The organism is Streptomyces sp. S063, assembly GCF_002832675.1.
Lineage (GTDB): Bacteria > Actinomycetota > Actinomycetes > Streptomycetales > Streptomycetaceae > Streptomyces > Streptomyces sindenensis.
The window spans coordinates 2,525,746-2,541,160 of sequence record NZ_CP021707.1 but is presented as its reverse complement, the minus strand read 5'-3'; the positions used below and the strand labels follow the sequence as shown (position 1 = coordinate 2,541,160).

Sequence of the window (15,415 nt, the reverse complement as noted above, 5' to 3'; positions counted from 1 at the left end):
CGGACCGGGGGGTCCGAGGGCCTTGCGAGTCAGGGGGCAACCCCCTGTGTTCTGCTACTTCGTCAGATCCTTCTCGATCTCCCGCTCGATCTCCTCGGGTTCGCGCCCCGGTGTCTTGAGGTCGAACTTGGTGATCGCGAAGCGGAAGATCACGTAGTAGATCACGGCGAAGCAGGCGCCGATCGGGATGATCAGCCAGGGTTTCGTGTCCAGGTGCCAGTTGACGACGTAGTCGATCAACCCGGCCGAGAAGCTGAACCCCGCGTGCACCCCCAGCAGCCAGGTGATGCCCATGGAGGCCCCGGTCAGCACCGCGTGCACGCCGTACAGCAGCGGCGCGACGAACATGAACGAGAACTCGATCGGCTCGGTCACCCCCGTGACGAACGACGTCAGCGCCACCGAGACCATCAGGCCCCCCACCTCCTTGCGGCGCTCGGGCCGCGCGCAGTGGGTGATGGCGAGGGCCGCGGCGGGCAGGCCGAACATCATGATGGGGAAGAAGCCCGAGGTGAACTGGCCGGCCGACGGGTCCTGGGCGAAGAACCGGGAGATGTCACCCTGGACGGTCTGGCCGTCCGCCCCGGTGAACTCGCCCGCCTGGAACCAGAAGAACGTGTTCAGGAACTGGTGCATGCCGATCGGGATCAGCAGCCGGTTCGCGAAGCCGAAGATCGCCGCGCCCCACGAGCCGAGGTCGATCAGCTGCTTGGAGAACCAGGTCAGCCCGTCGCCCACCGGCTGCCACAACAGCCCGAACAGGACGCCGAGGACTACGCAGAGGAACGCCATCATGATCGGCACCAGGCGGCGCCCGTTGAAGAAACCCAGCCAGTCGACCAGCTTGGTCCGGTGGTAGCGCTGCCAGACGACGGCGGTCAGCAGGCCGATCAGGATGCCGCCGAGGACGCCGGGGTTCTGCGGCTCGCCGTCGGGCAGTTCGTCGGTCACGGTGCCGTCGATGGGGAAGGCGCTCAGCACCCCCCGATAGACGAGAAACCCCACCACCGCCGCCAGCGCGGTGGACCCGTCCGCCTTCTTCGCGAAGCCGATGGCGACGCCGATGCAGAAGAGCAGGGGCAGGCCCAGCTCGCCGTCGAGGATCGCGCCGCCGCCGTTGAGCAGGACCTTGGAGGTCTTGTCCCAGAAGGCGCCGTCCAGGTAGGAGCTGAACAGGTTGCCGAGGCTGACGAGCAGACCGGCGGCGGGGAGGACGGCCACCGGGAGCTGAAGGCTCCGCCCGACCTTCTGCAGGCCCTGGACCGGTCCGTTCCACCATTTCTGCTGCGGTGCCGCAGCGGCGTTCGAACTCATGGGCGTCCTCCCGGAACACTTCACGTTTGGCGGTCGTTGCAAACTGGTGTAGACCAGTTGCGTCACAGCCCGGGCCCCGCCCCGAGGGCAGGGGTCCGGTGATCGTCATCTTTCGGGATCGTCCGGTTACCCGCTCGCGAAGTTGGGCCAACCGTGCGTTACCGTGACGAAACGGACCCGCAGCGGGCGGCCGTCTGCGCGTGAAACAGGGAGAAGGACATGGCCACCAAGGCTGAGAAGATCGTCGCCGGGCTCGGCGGCATCGACAACATCGACGAGATCGAAGGCTGCATCACCCGCCTCCGCACCGAGGTCCACGACCCCGAGAAGGTCGACGAGGCCGCCCTCAAGGCCGCCGGCGCCCACGGCGTCGTGAAGATGGGCACCGCGATCCAGGTCGTCATCGGCACCGACGCCGACCCCATCGCCGCCGACATCGAAGACATGATGTGACCGGCTGACCCCGCCGGACCCGCGGCCCCGCCTGCGCAAGGCGCCCGCACCCGCAGGCCCCGTACCCCGCGCCAGGGGGACGGGGCCCGCGCCGTACCCCGACGGCGCGAGGCCACGCCCGGACCCACCGCATGCCGCCGAGCCCGTCACCGCGTGCCCCCGAGTCCACCACCGGATCCACCGCACCCGAACGGAGCCACCCCCGCCAACGGATACAGTCGGGCCCATGTCTCGCATCGACGGCCGCACCCCCGAACAGCTCCGCCCCGTCACCATCGAACGCGGCTGGAGCAAGCACGCCGAAGGCTCAGTCCTCATCTCCTTCGGCGACACCAAAGTCTTCTGCACCGCCTCCGTCACCGAAGGCGTCCCGCGCTGGCGCAAGGGCAGCGGTGAAGGCTGGGTCACCGCCGAGTACTCCATGCTCCCCCGCTCCACCAACACCCGCGGCGACCGCGAAGCCGTACGCGGCAAGATCGGCGGCCGCACCCACGAGATCAGCCGCCTGATCGGCCGCTCGCTCCGCGCCGTCATCGACTACAAGGCCCTCGGCGAGAACACCATCGTCCTGGACTGCGACGTCCTCCAGGCCGACGGAGGCACCCGTACCGCAGCCATCACCGGCGCGTACGTCGCCCTCGCCGACGCGGTCGCCTGGGCCCAGGGCAAGAAGATCGTCAAGGCCGGCCGCAAGCCGCTCACCGACACCGTCGCCGCCATCAGCGTCGGCATCGTCGACGGCACCCCCCTCCTCGACCTCTGCTACGAGGAGGACGTCCGCGCCGAGACCGACATGAACGTCGTCTGCACCGGCGACGGCCGCTTCGTCGAGGTCCAGGGCACCGCCGAGGGCGCCCCCTTCGACCGCAAGGAACTGGGCTCCCTCCTGGACCTGGCCACCGCGGGCTGCGTCGACCTCGCCGCACTCCAGCGTGACGCACTCGCAACCACGCAGAACGCGTAGCGACGAGCCCTCCCCGGGTAAAGAAGCAACCACATACGCATCACAGAGCGTCGTTACGGACACGGGCGCACGGGTCGAACCGTGCGTCCGTCCACGTACCGACCCCCGGGGAGGGACCGCACCATGGCTTCGCGCCGCCACCGACGTATCGCACTCGCCACCGCCGCCACCCTGCTGACGCTGACCACGGCAGTGGGCTGCGCCGGCCTCGACAAGGCGCTCGACTGCGTCCGCACCGCCGACGCCATCGCCACCAGCGTCGGCAAGCTCCAGCAGGCCGTCTCCAACGCCTCCGAGGACATCACCCAGGCCTCCGAGTCCCTGGACGAGATCGACCGCGAGCTGAAGAAGCTCGACGACACCACGGACAACGCCGACCTCTCCAAGGCCGTCGACGACCTCCAGAAGGGCGTCACGGAGGTCCGCAAGTCCATCGAGGCGGGCGACGCCACCCCCGACGTGACCCCGGTGACGGACGCGGCGACGGAGATCGGCAAGGTCTGCACCCCTTAAACAGGCAGGCCCACGGGGGCGCGGGGGAAGGGCCCGGGGCGGCCGATCCATCCGAAGCACCGCCCCGGCGATAATCGCCCCATGAAGCGCCTGATCCTCGCCACCCGCAACGCCGGGAAAATCACCGAACTCCACGCCATCCTCGCCGACGCGGGACTCGACCTCGACCTCGTCGGCGCGGACGCGTACCCCGACATCCCCGACGTCAAGGAGACCGGCGTCACCTTCGCCGAGAACGCGCTCCTCAAGGCCCACGCCCTGGCCCGCGCCACGGGCCTCCCGGCCGTCGCCGACGACTCCGGCCTCTGCGTGGACGTCCTCGGCGGTGCCCCCGGCATCTTCTCGGCCCGCTGGTCCGGCGCCCACGGCGACGACAAGGCCAACCTGAACCTGCTCCTGGCCCAGCTCGGCGACATCGACACCCCGCACCGAGGCGCCTACTTCGCCTGCGCCGCCGCCCTGGCCCTCCCCGACGGCACGGAACGCGTGGTCGAGGGCCGCCTGAACGGCATCCTCCGCCACACCCCGTCGGGCGCCAACGGCTTCGGCTACGACCCGATCCTCCAGCCGGACGGCGAGACCCGCACCTGCGCGGAGCTGACCCCGGCGGAGAAGAACGCGATCAGCCACCGGGGGAAGGCGTTCCGGGCGCTGGTGCCGGTGGTGCGGGAGTTGGTGGGCTGACAGCAGTGAGGGCGGCTGCGGCCTTCGAAACGAGGGTCGCAGCCGCCCCACACCTGTGGGCCCGGTGGGACTCGAACCCACGACACACCGGACCTAAACCGGCGCCCTCTAGGCCAGCTGGGGTACGGACCCGCGTGCCCCACTCTACTGTGCGAGCTTGCGCGGCTTCGAGAAGGTTTGCGTCTGACTGTGACACGAGGGGCACAGGTAGCGGAGGTTCTCGCGGCGGTTGTCGAGCCGGTCGCCGTTGATGTGGTCGATTTCCAGGACGAGCCGCCTGCCATGCCAGGTGTCACCTGTGCCGCACCTCGCGCAGAGGTGAGGAACTCCGATGTCGTCCAGGGCCCTTCGTAGCTGTGTCGTCTTGGTCCGGGACGCTCCGGAGGCCAGACGCTGGAGTATCTCCGCCGCGGTTTTGCGGTTCGGGGAGCGCGTTCCGCGACCATGCCCCTGTCCGGTGAAGTGAGCCACGGACAGGCCGTAGGCTTCGATGTCCCGCTTCACACGAGCGCGCGCCGTGCTGTTGTTGGAACCTAGCTTCAGAGCCCTCAGAACACCGGCCAGGCTGTGGGACCCGGCAACCGCTCGTGCCAGCGCTGTGCGCGGCGTCGATGGCGTCCCGTACCGGCGCCCACCGGTGAAGTGGGAGGTGTCGATGCCGAGCCGGTCCATTTTCTTGCGCAGATAGCCGTAAGGACTGTCAGTCGGCGGTATACCCATGTACGTGAGCATCTCCCGGATGCTGTGGGAGCGGGCGGCGGCTTCGGCCAGGAGCTCGCGTGGGTAGGAGCGGCGCTCCCGCTCCGGAAGTTCCTCCTTCACGTATCGATGTTGTAGTGCGCGAGCCGGGTCCGTACGTAGCGGAGCGTCCGGCTGCCCAAGGGAGCGCCGAGGCGGCGCAGGAGATCGACGAGGCTGCTCGCGTCTGCTGCCGTCTTTACCAGCGTGTCGCGGGGTATCTGGTGCTCACGCCGCCCTCCTGCGCTTACGGCCGCGATAAGTGTCGGTGGTCGCATGACAGTTGGGGCAGAGGAGGCGCAGATTGTCGGGGCGGTTGTCCCACCAGTCGCCGTTGACGTGGTCCACTTCGAGCCGGAGGGGGTGCCCCAGCCATTCTCCGGTGTTTCCACATTCGGCGCACTGATCCTCAACTCCCCTGCGGACAAGCTCCTTGCGGAGTCGTTCGCCGGGAACCCTGCCGTCCGAAGGCGTACGGAGAGTCAGACGGTTTCCTGGTGCCCCCTTGGCTCTGCGTTCACGCGGTGGCACAGGAACGAAGTGTGAGGTGTCGATGCGCAGATCGGCGATGCGGCGGCCGATGTGGGCATGATTACCGCCCACCGGACTGATGCCCAGCCTGCGTACGACTTCCGCGACGCTCGTGGAGCAGCCGACCAGCTTGCGCAGTGTCTCTTCCGTGTGGCGTACCCACGTCTCGGCGAAATGCGAGATGTCCAGGCCCGCCTCCGCCATCTTCTTGCGCAGATAGCGCCGACTGCCGGGTGTTGGTGTCCCGCCGCACCAAAGCACCGCGTCCGTGGCGTTCGTCGTCATGCGCGCCGCTTCTTCCAGGAGCTCGCGCGTGTAGCGAACCGTCCCCATGGCCCCCTCCGATCCCGGCCGCGAGTACGTTCGCGGCCCCGTACGGAGTAACGAACCGTTTATCGGACAGTCACGCCCGAAATGCGGCGAGCGGCCGGCGAGGGTCCGTGGCAAAGGTGAACGGCCCGTACCGCTCGACGTGAGTGGTACGGGCCGTTCCGCCGGGAGGGGGCGAGGTCAGAACTTCGGTTCGGGCGCCTGTGCCTGGACCAGTTCGGCCGCCTCCTCGTCCGTCTCCACCGACGGCGGGGAGCCGATCAGCGGCTTCTGGGCGGTCTCCTTCATGCAGGCCACCGCGATCACGCCGATCAGGGCCGCCGCCATCGCGTAGTACGCCGGCATCAGGTTGGAGCCGGTCCAGCTGATCAGGGCCGTGATCACCAGCGGGGTCGTACCGCCGAAGATCGACGCGGAGAGGTTGTAGCCGACCGACAGGGAGCCGTAGCGGACGTTCGTCGGGAACAGCGCCGGCAGCGCCGCCGACATCGTGCCGAGCATGCAGACCAGCGAGAGGCCCAGCATCAGCATGCCGATCGTGATCGGGAGGATGCCGTCGACCCGGATGAGGAGGAAGGAGGGGAGGGAGAGGAAGAGGAAGCCCAGCATCCCGGTCATCAGCAACGGTTTGCGGCCGAAGCGGTCGGAGAGCCTGCCGATCTGGGCGATGATCGTCATCAGGAACACCATCACCGCCAGCAGGATCAGCAGCCCGTGCGTCTCGCTGTAGCCCAGCTCGTCGGAGAGGTACGTCGGCATGTACGACAGCAGCATGTAGTCGGTGATGTTGTACGCGCCGACCAGGCAGATGCAGAGGATCAGCGTCGGCCAGTACTGCCGGAAGATCTTCGCCAGGTCGCCCTTGGCCGTGGCCTCGACGCCGTCCGCCGCCTCCGTCGCGTGCGCGGTGCCGCCCTCCAGCTTCTGGAAGGCCGGGGTCTCGTCCAGCTTCAGCCGGAGGTAGAGGCCGACCAGGCCCAGCGGGCCCGCGACGAGGAACGGGATCCGCCACCCCCAGGCCTCCATCTGGGCGTCGCTGAGGAGTGCGTACAGGGCTGTCACCAGGCCCGCCGCGCCGACGTAGCCCGCCAGGGTCCCGAACTCCAGGAAGCTGCCGAAGAAGCCGCGCCGCTTGTCGGGAGCGTACTCCGCGATGAACGTCGAGGCACCGCCGTACTCACCGCCCGTCGAGAAGCCCTGGAGCATCCGGAAGAAGATCAGCAGGACCGCGGCCCAGACGCCGATCGTGTCGTGCGAGGGGATCAGGCCGATCGCGAACGTGCCGACCGCCATCAGGATCATCGTCAGCGCGAGGACCTTCTTGCGGCCGACCTTGTCGCCCATCGGGCCGAAGAACATCCCGCCGAGCGGCCGCACCAGGAAGGCCACCGCGAAGGTGGCGAAGGAGGACAGCAGCTGGGTGGTCTCGTTCCCGGACGGGAAGAACACGTGTCCGATGGTGACGGCCAGGTAGGAGTAGATGCCGAAGTCGAACCACTCCATGGCGTTACCCAGGGAGGCCGCTTTCACGGCCCGCTTCACCGCGGCGTCGTCCGTGACGGTGATGTCCGTCCGGCGCAGCCGCGGATTCTGCCGCTTCCGGATCGCCCGGAAGAGCGCGGGGTGGCGTTTGACCGCTGCTGGGTCGGCCGCCTGCTGGGGATCGGAGGCCGCCATGGCCGGGGTCCTTTCCTCGAAGGGTGTTCCAGGAAAGGCTTCTGCGCAGAGTTGACGGCCGCAAACCGACTTCACGGGCCGATGGGATCTCCCTCACACGATCTCGACACGTCGCGACGTGTCGAGATCGTGTGAGGGAGCGGGAGGCGGGGCGTCCCCGGGCCCCTCAGATGCCCAGATCCCTGATGATCTTCGCCACGTGACCGGTCGCCTTCACGTTGTAGAACGCGTGCTCGACCTTGCCGTCCTCGTCGACGACGACGGTGGAGCGGATCACGCCCGTCACCACTTTGCCGTAGAGCTTCTTCTCGCCGAAGGCGCCGTACGCCGCCAAAGTTTCCTTCGTCGGGTCGCCCACCAGGGTGACCTTGAGGTTCTCCGCCTCGCGGAACTTCGCGAGCTTCTCCGGCTTGTCGGGCGAGACGCCGATGACGTCGTACCCGGCGCCTCCCAGGAGGTCGAGGTTGTCCGTGAAGTCGCAGGCCTGCTTGGTGCATCCGGGGGTAAGAGCGGCGGGGTAGAAGTACACGATGACCTTGCGGCCCTTGTGGTCCGCGAGCGACACCTCGTTGCCGTCGGCGTCGGGAAGGGTGAAGGCGGGAGCGGTGTCGCCGGGCTTCAGTCGCTCGCTCATGTGGTTCTCCTCGGGTGGTGCGCGGGTCGGACGGGACCGAGGGTAATAGGGGTGCCGCCGGGTGTGCGGTGGTTCGAGCTGACAGACTGTCGACGAAGGTTTCAGACGAAGGTTCAACGGACGACGACCACGGAGGCGGCGCAGTGTCGGATGCCAGGACCCCTGCGCAGATCGAGGCGGACATCATCAGCAGGCGCGAGCAGCTCGCTGTGGTGCTCGACGAGATCGGGGTGCGCGTACACCCGAAGACGATCATCGGAGATGCCAAGGCGAAGGCGGCCCAGTCCGTGGACCGGACGGCCGGCCGCGCCTTCGTCGCGGTGAACCGCTCGGTGTCGGAGGTGAAGGCCCAGTTCGTCGCGGAGGACGGCTCGCCGCGGCTGGAGCGGGTGATCCCCGCGGCGCTGCTGGTGGTCGGTGTGGTGGGGCTGCTCACCGTGTCGAAGCGCCGCCGCGCGTGATGCGAACCCCGGAGGCGTACGGTCGGGCGCACGGCAGGTAGGTTGCGGGCGTGAGCGAGAACACCACCCCCGGTGGCACCGTCCTGGGCAACACGACCCCCGGCGCCCCGCACGACGACAAGCTGCCCATCCGGATGCTGCACGACCGTGTGCTCGTGCGGAACGACGCGTCCGAGGGCGAGCGGCGTTCCGGCGGCGGCATCCTGATCCCGGCGACGGCCGCGGTGGGCCGTCGGCTGGCCTGGGCCGTCGTCGTGGCGGTCGGGCAGAACGTGCGGACGGTGGAGCCCGGTGACCGGGTGCTGTACGACCCCGAGGACCGGGCCGAGGTCGAGGTGCGGGGCGTGGCGTACGTCCTGATGCGGGAGCGCGATCTGCACGCGGTGGCCGCCGACCGGTTCGAGGGGTCGGTGGATTCGACCGGGCTGTATCTGTGATCCGCTGACGAGGGCGGCGAGGGCTTGGTGACCGGTGTCACCAGGCCCTTTCCCCGTTTCTTGCTACGGTGGAACCACCCCGACGAGACGCGCCGTACCGGGTTGGCAAAGACGACGCACCCGTGAGTTGTCTGTGTGTTCGTCGTCGGAGGTTCTGTCATGGCGTGGGTTCTGCTGGTCGTCGCCGGTCTGCTCGAAGTGGGCTGGTCGATCGGGATGAAGTACACCGAGGGGTTCACCCGGCTGTGGCCGAGCGTGTTCACCGGCCTCGGGATCGTGGCGAGCATGGTGCTGCTGTCGCATGCGGCGAAGACGCTGCCGATCGGTACGGCGTACGGCGTGTGGGTCGGTATCGGAGCCGCCGGTGCGGCGATCCTGGGCATGGTCGTGCTGAACGAGCCCGTGACCGCCGCCCGGATCTTCTTCGTCTGTCTGCTGCTGGTGGCCGTGGTCGGCCTGAAGGCGACCTCGGGGCACTGAGGCAGGGGTGGGGGCAGGGGGCGGGGCCGGGGCTCTAGCCGTTGCCGTTGCCGTCCGGGACGGACGCCGGCCCCTCGTCCGTCCCGCCTGTCGTCCCGCCTGTCGTCCCGCCCGTCGTGTCACCTTCCGTGTTCCCGCCGGTGCTCGTGCCGGGAGTGGCGTCGGGGCTGGTGCCGGAGTCCGAGGGGGAGGACGGGTCCGAGCCGCCGTCGGCGTTCTCGTCGACCAGGAGCTCGTCCCCCTCGTCGGATCCCGGGGCCGTCTGCAGGTCGAACTCCCGGACCGGGGACGAGCGCAGCGCCGCCTCCGTATAGGCGGCCCAGGTCTCGGCCGGGACGCCGCCGCCGTTGACGCGGGGCAGGCCGAGGGCTCCGTACAGCGGGGTCTGGGCGCCCGTGTCCGGGTTCTGGCCCATCACGGCGACGACGCTCGCGAGGTCCGGGGTGTATCCGGCGAACCAGGCCGCCCGGTCCTCCTCAGCGGTGCCGGTCTTGCCGACGGCGGGGCGGCCGACCGCCCGGGCGGCGGTGCCGGTGCCGCCCTCCACGACGCTGCGCAGGACGGCGGTGGTGGTGTCGGCGGCCTCGCGGCTGACGGCCTGTTCGGTGGTGCGTGCCGGGAGTTCGATCTCGGCGCCGTCCTTGGTGACCTTCTCGACGAGGACGTACCTGCCGTGCCGGCCGTGGTCGGCGAGGGTGGCGTATGCCTCGGCCATGTCCAGGACGCTGGCGTTGGCGGTGCCGAGCGCGATGGAGGGAGCGGCGGTGAGGTCGGGGGTGTCGGCGGGGATACCGAGGGCGATCGCGGTCTCCCGGACCTTCGCGGGGCCGACGTCCTGCGCCATCTGGGCGTAGACGGAGTTGACGGACTTGTCGGTGGCGATGCGTACGGTGATGTCGCCGTAGTCGACGTCGTCCTCGTTGGCGGGGGCGTAGTCGGTGGACCCCTGCACGCCGACGACCGTGCGTTTGTTGGTGCCGTCGTAGACGGTGTTGGGCGTGATGCGCCGGCCGTCCTGGGTGGTGGAGTCGTTGACGACGGCGGAGGTGAGGACGAACGGCTTGAAGACGGAGCCGACCTGGTAGTCGCGGCGGGTCGCGTTGCTGACGTACTGCTGCGTGTAGTCGATGCCGCCGTACAGGGCGACGACCTTTCCGGTCTCCGGGACGATCGAGGCGCCGCCGACGCGGACGTTGCGGTCGGCGGCGCGGTCGCTGCTGGTCTTGGCCGTCACGTTGTCGGCGACGGCTTTGACGAAGGCGTCCTGCTTCGCCTTGTCGAGGGTGGTGGTGATGCGGTAGCCGCCGGCGGCGAGGGTCTTCGCGTCGAGGATGCCGCGCCGGTTGAGGTAGTCCTCGACGGCCTGGACGATGTAGCCGCGCTGTCCCGAGAGCCCGTTGGACGGTTTGGCCTCGCCGGGGGTGGGGAATCGCGTCGTCGCCCGTTCGGCGGCGGTCAGCCAGCGTTCCTTGACCATGCCGCCCAGGACGTAGTCCCAGCGGCGCTGGGCCGCGGGCTTGTTGTCGGGGTGGGCGACGACGTCGTAGGCGCTGGGGGCGTTCAGCAGGGAGGCGAGGTACGCGCCTTCGGCGGTGGTGAGTTCCTCGACGTTCTTGCCGTAGTACGCCTGGGCGGCGGCCTGGATGCCGTACGCGTTGCGCCCGAAGTAGCTGGTGTTGAGGTAGCCCTCGAAGATCTGGTCCTTGGTCTCCTCGCGGTTGAGCTTGACCGCGATGATGGCTTCCTTGGCCTTGCGCAGGACGGTGCGTTCCTGGCCGAGGTAGTAGTTCTTCACGTACTGCTGGGTGATCGTCGAGCCGCCCTGTTTGCCCTTGCCGGTGACGGTGTTCCAGCCGGCCCGGAGCATCGCCTTCACGTCCACGGCGCGGTCGTCGGAGTAGAAGTCCCGGTCCTCGGCGGCGAGCACCGCGTGCTGGACGGTCGGGGGGACCTGGGAGAGCTTGACCTTCTCCCGGTTCACGTCGCCGTCCCGGGCGATGACGCTGCCGTCGCTGTAGAGGTAGACGTTGGACTGGGCGGTGGCCGAGGCGTTGGCGGCCGGGATGTCGACGAGCCGGTAGGCGGCGAGGACGCCGGCGCCGAGGAGGACGACGAGGCCGAGGAGGGTGCCGAGGGTCGTCCGCCAGGTGGGGACGGCGCGCCGCCAGCCGGTGCGCCGGGGCCGCGCCTTCCTGCCGGGCTTCCCGGGCTTCCCGGGATTTCCGGGCTTCTGCCCGGGCCGCTTTCCGGGTTGTTCCCCGGACGTCGTCGGTCGGTCGTTTCCGGAGGAGGCCCCCGCGCCCGAGGAGTCGCGGGGGGCCCAGCTCTGTGGCTCGTCGCTCATGTCGGTGGGGGCTCCTGAGACGTAGTCAGTTCTCCCATAGTGCCCGTTTCATCAGGAAATCTGCGTTTCTTACCGTCTCATTCCCTCCTCCGGTCGTCGGCCCGTCGCTCTCCGCCCGGCCGAAAAGCAGTCGCCGCGGCCCGCGCGCGTGGACTAGGGTCGTGCGCTTTGGTGCCAGGGGCCGGTGGCGGCGAGGGAGAGGGGGGCGGCGTGCGGCTGTACGCAGTGGTGGCGGCGGGCGGGTTCCGGCGCTACGCCACCTACCGGACGGCGACGGCGGCGGGGGTGTTCACCAACACCGTCTTCGGCTTCATCATGGCGTACACCTACATCGCCCTGTGGGACGAACGTCCGCAGCTCGGCGGCTACGACACCTCCCAGGCGCTGACGTACGTCTGGCTCGGCCAGGCCCTGTTGATGGGCAGCGCCCTGATGGGCGGCGGGTTCGAGAGCGAGCTGGTCGAGCGGATCCGTACGGGGGATGTCGCCGTCGATCTGTACCGGCCCGCCGACCTCCAGCTGTGGTGGCTGGCGGCGGACCTGGGCCGGGCGGCGTTCCACCTGCTGGGGCGTGGGGTGGCGCCGATGCTCCTGGGGGCGCTCGCCTTCGACCTGGCGTTCCCCGGGTCGCTCTGGACCTGGCCGGCGTTCCTGCTGTCGGTGTTCCTGGGCGTCGTGGTCAGCTTCGCCATCCGCTATCTGGTCGCGATGTCGGCGTTCTGGCTGCTCGACGGCGCCGGAGCGATGCAGATGGCGATGCTGGCGGGGTTGTTCTTCTCCGGGATGCTGCTGCCGCTGAACCTGTTCCCCGGGCTGCTGGGCGACGTGGCGAGGGCCCTGCCGTGGTCCTCGCTCCTCCAGGTGCCCGCCGATGTGTTCCTCGGCAAGCACACCGGGTGGGGGCTGGTGGGGGCGTACGTGTTCCAGGCCGGGTGGGCCCTCGTGCTGCTCGGGGCGGGTCGTCTGCTCCAGACCGCGGCGACCAGGAGAGTGGTGGTGCAGGGTGGCTGAACCGGTGACGGCGCCGGCCGGCGAGGAGAACCCGCGGAGCGCGGAGCGGGGGGCGGTCGGCTTCGCCTTCGAGGACCGGCCCCGGCTGCTGGAAGGCGTCCGGGCGTACGGGCTGATCATGGCGATGTGGGTGCGCTCGACGATGGCGTACCGGGCTTCGTTCGCCATGACCCTGTTCGGGAACCTCGCGGTGACGGCCTTCGACTTCGTGACGGTCCTGCTGATGTTCACGCACGTCGACGCGCTCGGCGGCTACTCCCTGCCGGAGATCGCGCTGCTGTACGGCCTGTCGGCGACGGCGTTCGGGGTGTGCGACCTGCTGCTGGGATCGATGGACCGGGTCGGCGCACGCGTGCGGGACGGAACGCTCGACACCCTGCTGGTACGCCCGGTGCCGGTCCTGGCGCAGGTGGCGGCGGACCGGTTCGCACTGCGCCGGCTGGGCCGGATCACCCAGGGCCTGCTGGTGCTCGGCTACGCGCTCGTCACGCTCGACATCGCGTGGACGCCGCTGAAGACGCTGATGCTGCCGATGACGGTGATCGGCGGGGCGGCGATCTTCGGGGCGATCTTCATCGCGGGGGCGGCGTTCCAGTTCGTCGCGCAGGACGCCTCGGAGGTGCAGAACTCCTTCACGTACGGCGGGACGACGCTGCTCCAGTACCCGCCCACGGTCTTCGCCAAGGACCTGGTGCGCGGCGTGACGTTCGTGGTGCCGCTGGCCTTCGCGAGCTGGCTGCCCGCGCTGTACGTACTGGGGCGGGAGTACCCGGTGGATCTGCCGAGGTGGGTGGCCTTCCTGTCACCGCTGGTCGCGGCGGGCGCCTGTGGCCTGGCGGGCCTGGCCTGGCGGGCGGGGCTGCGGTCCTACCGGAGCACGGGCAGTTGATGGACCAGGAGAACCAGGAGCACCAGGAGAACCGGGGAGCCAGGAGCACCGGAGGGGCCCGGAGAACCAGAGGCATCACCGGCACCAGAGGCACCAGAGGGCCGACCAGGTCGGACGGGACTACGCGGGAGAGCACGCACATGGCGGACGACGGGTTCATCAGCCTCGACGGCGTCGAGAAGGTTTTCGAGGTCCGCCGCCGGGCGGGCCTGCTGCGCCGGGAGCGCCACGAGGTGCGGGCCGTGGACGGGATCAGCTTCCGGGTCGCGCGCGGCGAGATGGTCGGCTACATCGGCCCGAACGGCGCCGGGAAGTCGACCACGATCAAGATGCTGACGGGCATCCTCACCCCGAGCGGCGGTCGGCTGCGCGTCGCGGGCATCGATCCCTCCCGCGAACGTACGCGCCTGGCGCACCGCATCGGTGTCGTCTTCGGCCAGCGGACGACCCTGTGGTGGGACCTGCCGCTGCGCGACTCGTACCGGCTGATGCATCGCATGTACCGCATCCCCGACCGGCGTTACCGGGAGAACCTGGACCGCTGCGTCGAACTCCTCGACCTGGCGAAGCTGTTGGAGGTCCCCGTACGGCAGCTCTCGCTCGGCCAGCGGATGCGCGGCGACATCGCGGCGGCGCTGCTGCACGATCCGGAGGTGCTGTACCTGGACGAGCCGACGATCGGCCTCGACGTCGTCTCCAAGGCCAAGGTGCGCCAGTTCCTGCAGGAGTTGAACGCCGAGCGCGGGACGACGGTCCTGCTGACGACGCACGACCTCACCGACATCGAGCAGCTGTGCGGCCGGGTGATGGTGATCGACCACGGCCGTCTGATGTACGACGGTTCGCTGACGGGTCTCCACGAGGTGGGGGAGAGCGAGCGCATGCTCGTGGTGGACCTGGAGAGCGAATTCCCACCGATCCGGCTGGAGTCGGCGGACGGCGGAGACCAACCCGCCCTGCGCGCCGTCAAGGTGGAGGGCCCGCGCCAGTGGCTGGCGTTCCCCGCCGCCGCGTCGGCGGCTCCGCTGGTGGCGCGGATCGCCGCGGACTACCCGCTGGTCGATCTGTCGGTACGGGAGCCGGACATCGAGGCCGTGATCGCGAGGATGTACGAGTCGACGCCGTGACGGGCCCCTCGGGGGGCCTGCCGGGGCGGCGCGCGCAGGTCGTGGGCCTGCGGGTCTGTGCCGGGAACGGGTGCGTTCAATAGGCTGCGCGGTATGACAAGTGAACGTCCGGAAATGCGTGCCTCCGATGCCGAGCGTGAGCGGATCGCGGAGCTGTTGCGCGAGGCCGTGGCCGAGGGCCGCCTGGATATGGACGAGTTCGACCAGCGCCTGGAAAGGGCCTACAAGGCCCGCACGCACGGAGAGTTGGAGCCGCTGGTCCAGGACCTGCCGGCACCCGGCTCGACGGTCGCTCCGGTCGGCGCGTCCGCGCCCGCCCCGCTGCGGGGCTCCGCCGCGAACTGGCCCGCGCGGATCGGCGGCACCGCCACCTCGACGGGGGCGTTCGCCCTCTGGGGCGGGTTCGAGCGCAAGGGCCGCTGGACGGTGGGCCGGCTGTTCACCGCCTTCGCGATGTGGGGCGGCGGTGACATCGATCTGCGCGAGGCGAACTTCGAGGACCGCGAGATCGTGATCCGCTGCTTCGCGATCATGGGCGGCATCCGGGTGGTCGCGCCGCCGGAGCTGAACGTCGAGGTCAAGGGCATCGGCATCATGGGCGGCTTCGGCGAGGGTTCCAGCGAGGAGGGTGAGATCTCGCCCGACTCCCCGCGTGTGCAGATCACCGGCTTCGCCCTGATGGGCGGCGTCGGGGTGGACCGCAAGCGGACGAAGGCGGAGCGCCGCCGGCTGAAGGAGGCGAAGGAGGCCGAGCTGGAGGCACGCCGCCGACGCGGGCTGGAGGGCCCGGACGACGGCGGCTCCGGCGGCGGACGCAAGAAGCTCTGA

General features: G+C 69.6%; 17 protein-coding genes, 1 tRNA gene and 1 riboswitch. Of the genes, 11 read left to right on the top strand and 7 right to left on the bottom strand.

Annotated elements, in window-relative coordinates; translation table 11 throughout:
* Nucleotides 1-54 precede the first annotated feature (54 nt).
* Nucleotides 55-1,314: a PTS transporter subunit EIIC gene (locus CCZ36_RS11475; protein ID WP_069738430.1), complete on the bottom strand. Its 1,260-nt coding sequence runs from the start codon at nt 1,312-1,314 to the stop codon at nt 55-57.
* Between the two features lie 219 nt (nt 1,315-1,533).
* On the opposite strand from CCZ36_RS11475, the gene CCZ36_RS11470 reads away from it, so the two are divergent.
* The 4 genes from CCZ36_RS11470 (at nt 1,534) to rdgB (ending at nt 3,928) form a co-directional block, all read left to right on the top strand.
* Nucleotides 1,534-1,767, top strand: a complete 234-nt coding sequence (locus CCZ36_RS11470; protein ID WP_003968866.1) for a glucose PTS transporter subunit EIIB — start codon at nt 1,534-1,536, stop codon at nt 1,765-1,767.
* A 226-nt stretch (nt 1,768-1,993) separates the two neighbouring features.
* A complete protein-coding gene (rph, locus tag CCZ36_RS11465; protein ID WP_015608813.1) occupies nt 1,994-2,731 on the top strand; it encodes a ribonuclease PH in 738 nt (245 codons plus the stop codon).
* Nucleotides 2,732-2,854: 123 nt separating this feature from the next.
* Nucleotides 2,855-3,244, top strand: a complete 390-nt coding sequence (locus CCZ36_RS11460; RefSeq protein WP_069738431.1) for a hypothetical protein — start codon at nt 2,855-2,857, stop codon at nt 3,242-3,244.
* An 81-nt stretch (nt 3,245-3,325) separates the two neighbouring features.
* Nucleotides 3,326-3,928: an RdgB/HAM1 family non-canonical purine NTP pyrophosphatase gene (rdgB, locus tag CCZ36_RS11455; RefSeq protein WP_069738432.1), complete on the top strand. Its 603-nt coding sequence runs from the start codon at nt 3,326-3,328 to the stop codon at nt 3,926-3,928.
* Between the two features lie 56 nt (nt 3,929-3,984).
* Here rdgB and CCZ36_RS11450 read toward each other — a convergent pair.
* The 5 genes from CCZ36_RS11450 to bcp all read right to left on the bottom strand — a co-directional run bounded on the left by CCZ36_RS11450 (nt 3,985) and on the right by bcp (nt 7,838).
* Nucleotides 3,985-4,060, bottom strand: a tRNA-Leu gene (locus CCZ36_RS11450).
* A 12-nt stretch (nt 4,061-4,072) separates the two neighbouring features.
* On the bottom strand, nt 4,073-4,750 hold the full coding sequence (locus tag CCZ36_RS11445) for an HNH endonuclease signature motif containing protein (protein WP_237302638.1): 678 nt from the start codon (nt 4,748-4,750) through the stop codon (nt 4,073-4,075).
* 144 nt (nt 4,751-4,894) lie between these two features.
* Complete coding sequence (locus CCZ36_RS11440) at nt 4,895-5,530, bottom strand: HNH endonuclease signature motif containing protein (protein ID WP_128817588.1); 636 nt, start codon at nt 5,528-5,530, stop codon at nt 4,895-4,897.
* A gap of 177 nt (nt 5,531-5,707) precedes the next feature.
* The gene (gene proP, locus CCZ36_RS11435; protein WP_069738434.1) at nt 5,708-7,204 is read right to left on the bottom strand and encodes a glycine betaine/L-proline transporter ProP; all 1,497 of its coding nucleotides are present in this window, start codon (nt 7,202-7,204) and stop codon (nt 5,708-5,710) included.
* A 166-nt stretch (nt 7,205-7,370) separates the two neighbouring features.
* Nucleotides 7,371-7,838: a thioredoxin-dependent thiol peroxidase gene (gene bcp / locus CCZ36_RS11430; protein ID WP_069738435.1), complete on the bottom strand. Its 468-nt coding sequence runs from the start codon at nt 7,836-7,838 to the stop codon at nt 7,371-7,373.
* A gap of 143 nt (nt 7,839-7,981) precedes the next feature.
* Between bcp and CCZ36_RS11425 the strand changes: the two genes are divergently transcribed.
* From CCZ36_RS11425 to CCZ36_RS11415, 3 genes are all read left to right on the top strand, one after another.
* On the top strand, nt 7,982-8,299 hold the full coding sequence (locus CCZ36_RS11425) for a DUF3618 domain-containing protein (RefSeq protein ID WP_069738436.1): 318 nt from the start codon (nt 7,982-7,984) through the stop codon (nt 8,297-8,299).
* Nucleotides 8,300-8,433: 134 nt separating this feature from the next.
* Entirely contained in the window at nt 8,434-8,736 is a 303-nt protein-coding gene (locus CCZ36_RS11420) for a GroES family chaperonin (RefSeq protein WP_042498713.1), read from the top strand.
* A gap of 62 nt (nt 8,737-8,798) precedes the next feature.
* A riboswitch (guanidine-III (ykkC-III) riboswitch) is annotated at nt 8,799-8,857 on the top strand.
* A 38-nt stretch (nt 8,858-8,895) separates the two neighbouring features.
* On the top strand, nt 8,896-9,216 hold the full coding sequence (locus CCZ36_RS11415; RefSeq protein ID WP_006124859.1) for a DMT family transporter: 321 nt from the start codon (nt 8,896-8,898) through the stop codon (nt 9,214-9,216).
* Between the two features lie 34 nt (nt 9,217-9,250).
* Here CCZ36_RS11415 and CCZ36_RS11410 read toward each other — a convergent pair whose 3' ends face one another.
* Nucleotides 9,251-11,560: a transglycosylase domain-containing protein gene (locus CCZ36_RS11410; RefSeq protein ID WP_128817587.1), complete on the bottom strand. Its 2,310-nt coding sequence runs from the start codon at nt 11,558-11,560 to the stop codon at nt 9,251-9,253.
* A 210-nt stretch (nt 11,561-11,770) separates the two neighbouring features.
* On the opposite strand from CCZ36_RS11410, the gene CCZ36_RS11405 reads away from it, so the two are divergent.
* The 4 genes from CCZ36_RS11405 (at nt 11,771) to CCZ36_RS11390 (ending at nt 15,415) form a co-directional block, all read left to right on the top strand.
* Nucleotides 11,771-12,571: an ABC transporter permease gene (locus CCZ36_RS11405; protein ID WP_069738438.1), complete on the top strand. Its 801-nt coding sequence runs from the start codon at nt 11,771-11,773 to the stop codon at nt 12,569-12,571.
* Between the two features lie 4 nt (nt 12,572-12,575).
* Complete coding sequence (locus tag CCZ36_RS11400) at nt 12,576-13,460, top strand: ABC transporter permease (RefSeq protein ID WP_107403694.1); 885 nt, start codon at nt 12,576-12,578, stop codon at nt 13,458-13,460.
* A 140-nt stretch (nt 13,461-13,600) separates the two neighbouring features.
* Nucleotides 13,601-14,587, top strand: coding sequence for an ABC transporter ATP-binding protein (locus CCZ36_RS11395; protein WP_069738440.1), 987 nt, complete (start codon nt 13,601-13,603; stop codon nt 14,585-14,587).
* 114 nt (nt 14,588-14,701) lie between these two features.
* The gene (locus tag CCZ36_RS11390) at nt 14,702-15,415 is read left to right on the top strand and encodes a DUF1707 SHOCT-like domain-containing protein (RefSeq protein WP_128819445.1); all 714 of its coding nucleotides are present in this window, start codon (nt 14,702-14,704) and stop codon (nt 15,413-15,415) included.

Excerpts from the sequence above, each read along its gene's own strand:
- rph (WP_015608813.1), top strand. The coding sequence starts at position 1,994 with ATGTCTCGCATCGACGGCCGCACCCCCGAACAGCTCCGCCCCGTCACC.
- CCZ36_RS11440 (WP_128817588.1), bottom strand. The coding sequence starts at position 5,530 with ATGGGGACGGTTCGCTACACGCGCGAGCTCCTGGAAGAAGCGGCGCGC.
- CCZ36_RS11470 (WP_003968866.1), top strand. The coding sequence starts at position 1,534 with ATGGCCACCAAGGCTGAGAAGATCGTCGCCGGGCTCGGCGGCATCGAC.
- CCZ36_RS11460 (WP_069738431.1), top strand. The coding sequence starts at position 2,855 with ATGGCTTCGCGCCGCCACCGACGTATCGCACTCGCCACCGCCGCCACC.
- CCZ36_RS11415 (WP_006124859.1), top strand. The coding sequence starts at position 8,896 with ATGGCGTGGGTTCTGCTGGTCGTCGCCGGTCTGCTCGAAGTGGGCTGG.
- bcp (WP_069738435.1), bottom strand. The coding sequence starts at position 7,838 with ATGAGCGAGCGACTGAAGCCCGGCGACACCGCTCCCGCCTTCACCCTT.
- proP (WP_069738434.1), bottom strand. The coding sequence starts at position 7,204 with ATGGCGGCCTCCGATCCCCAGCAGGCGGCCGACCCAGCAGCGGTCAAA.
- CCZ36_RS11420 (WP_042498713.1), top strand. The coding sequence starts at position 8,434 with ATGCTGCACGACCGTGTGCTCGTGCGGAACGACGCGTCCGAGGGCGAG.
- rdgB (WP_069738432.1), top strand. The coding sequence starts at position 3,326 with ATGAAGCGCCTGATCCTCGCCACCCGCAACGCCGGGAAAATCACCGAA.
- CCZ36_RS11395 (WP_069738440.1), top strand. The coding sequence starts at position 13,601 with ATGGCGGACGACGGGTTCATCAGCCTCGACGGCGTCGAGAAGGTTTTC.
- CCZ36_RS11410 (WP_128817587.1), bottom strand. The coding sequence starts at position 11,560 with ATGAGCGACGAGCCACAGAGCTGGGCCCCCCGCGACTCCTCGGGCGCG.
- CCZ36_RS11390 (WP_128819445.1), top strand. The coding sequence starts at position 14,702 with ATGCGTGCCTCCGATGCCGAGCGTGAGCGGATCGCGGAGCTGTTGCGC.
- CCZ36_RS11475 (WP_069738430.1), bottom strand. The coding sequence starts at position 1,314 with ATGAGTTCGAACGCCGCTGCGGCACCGCAGCAGAAATGGTGGAACGGA.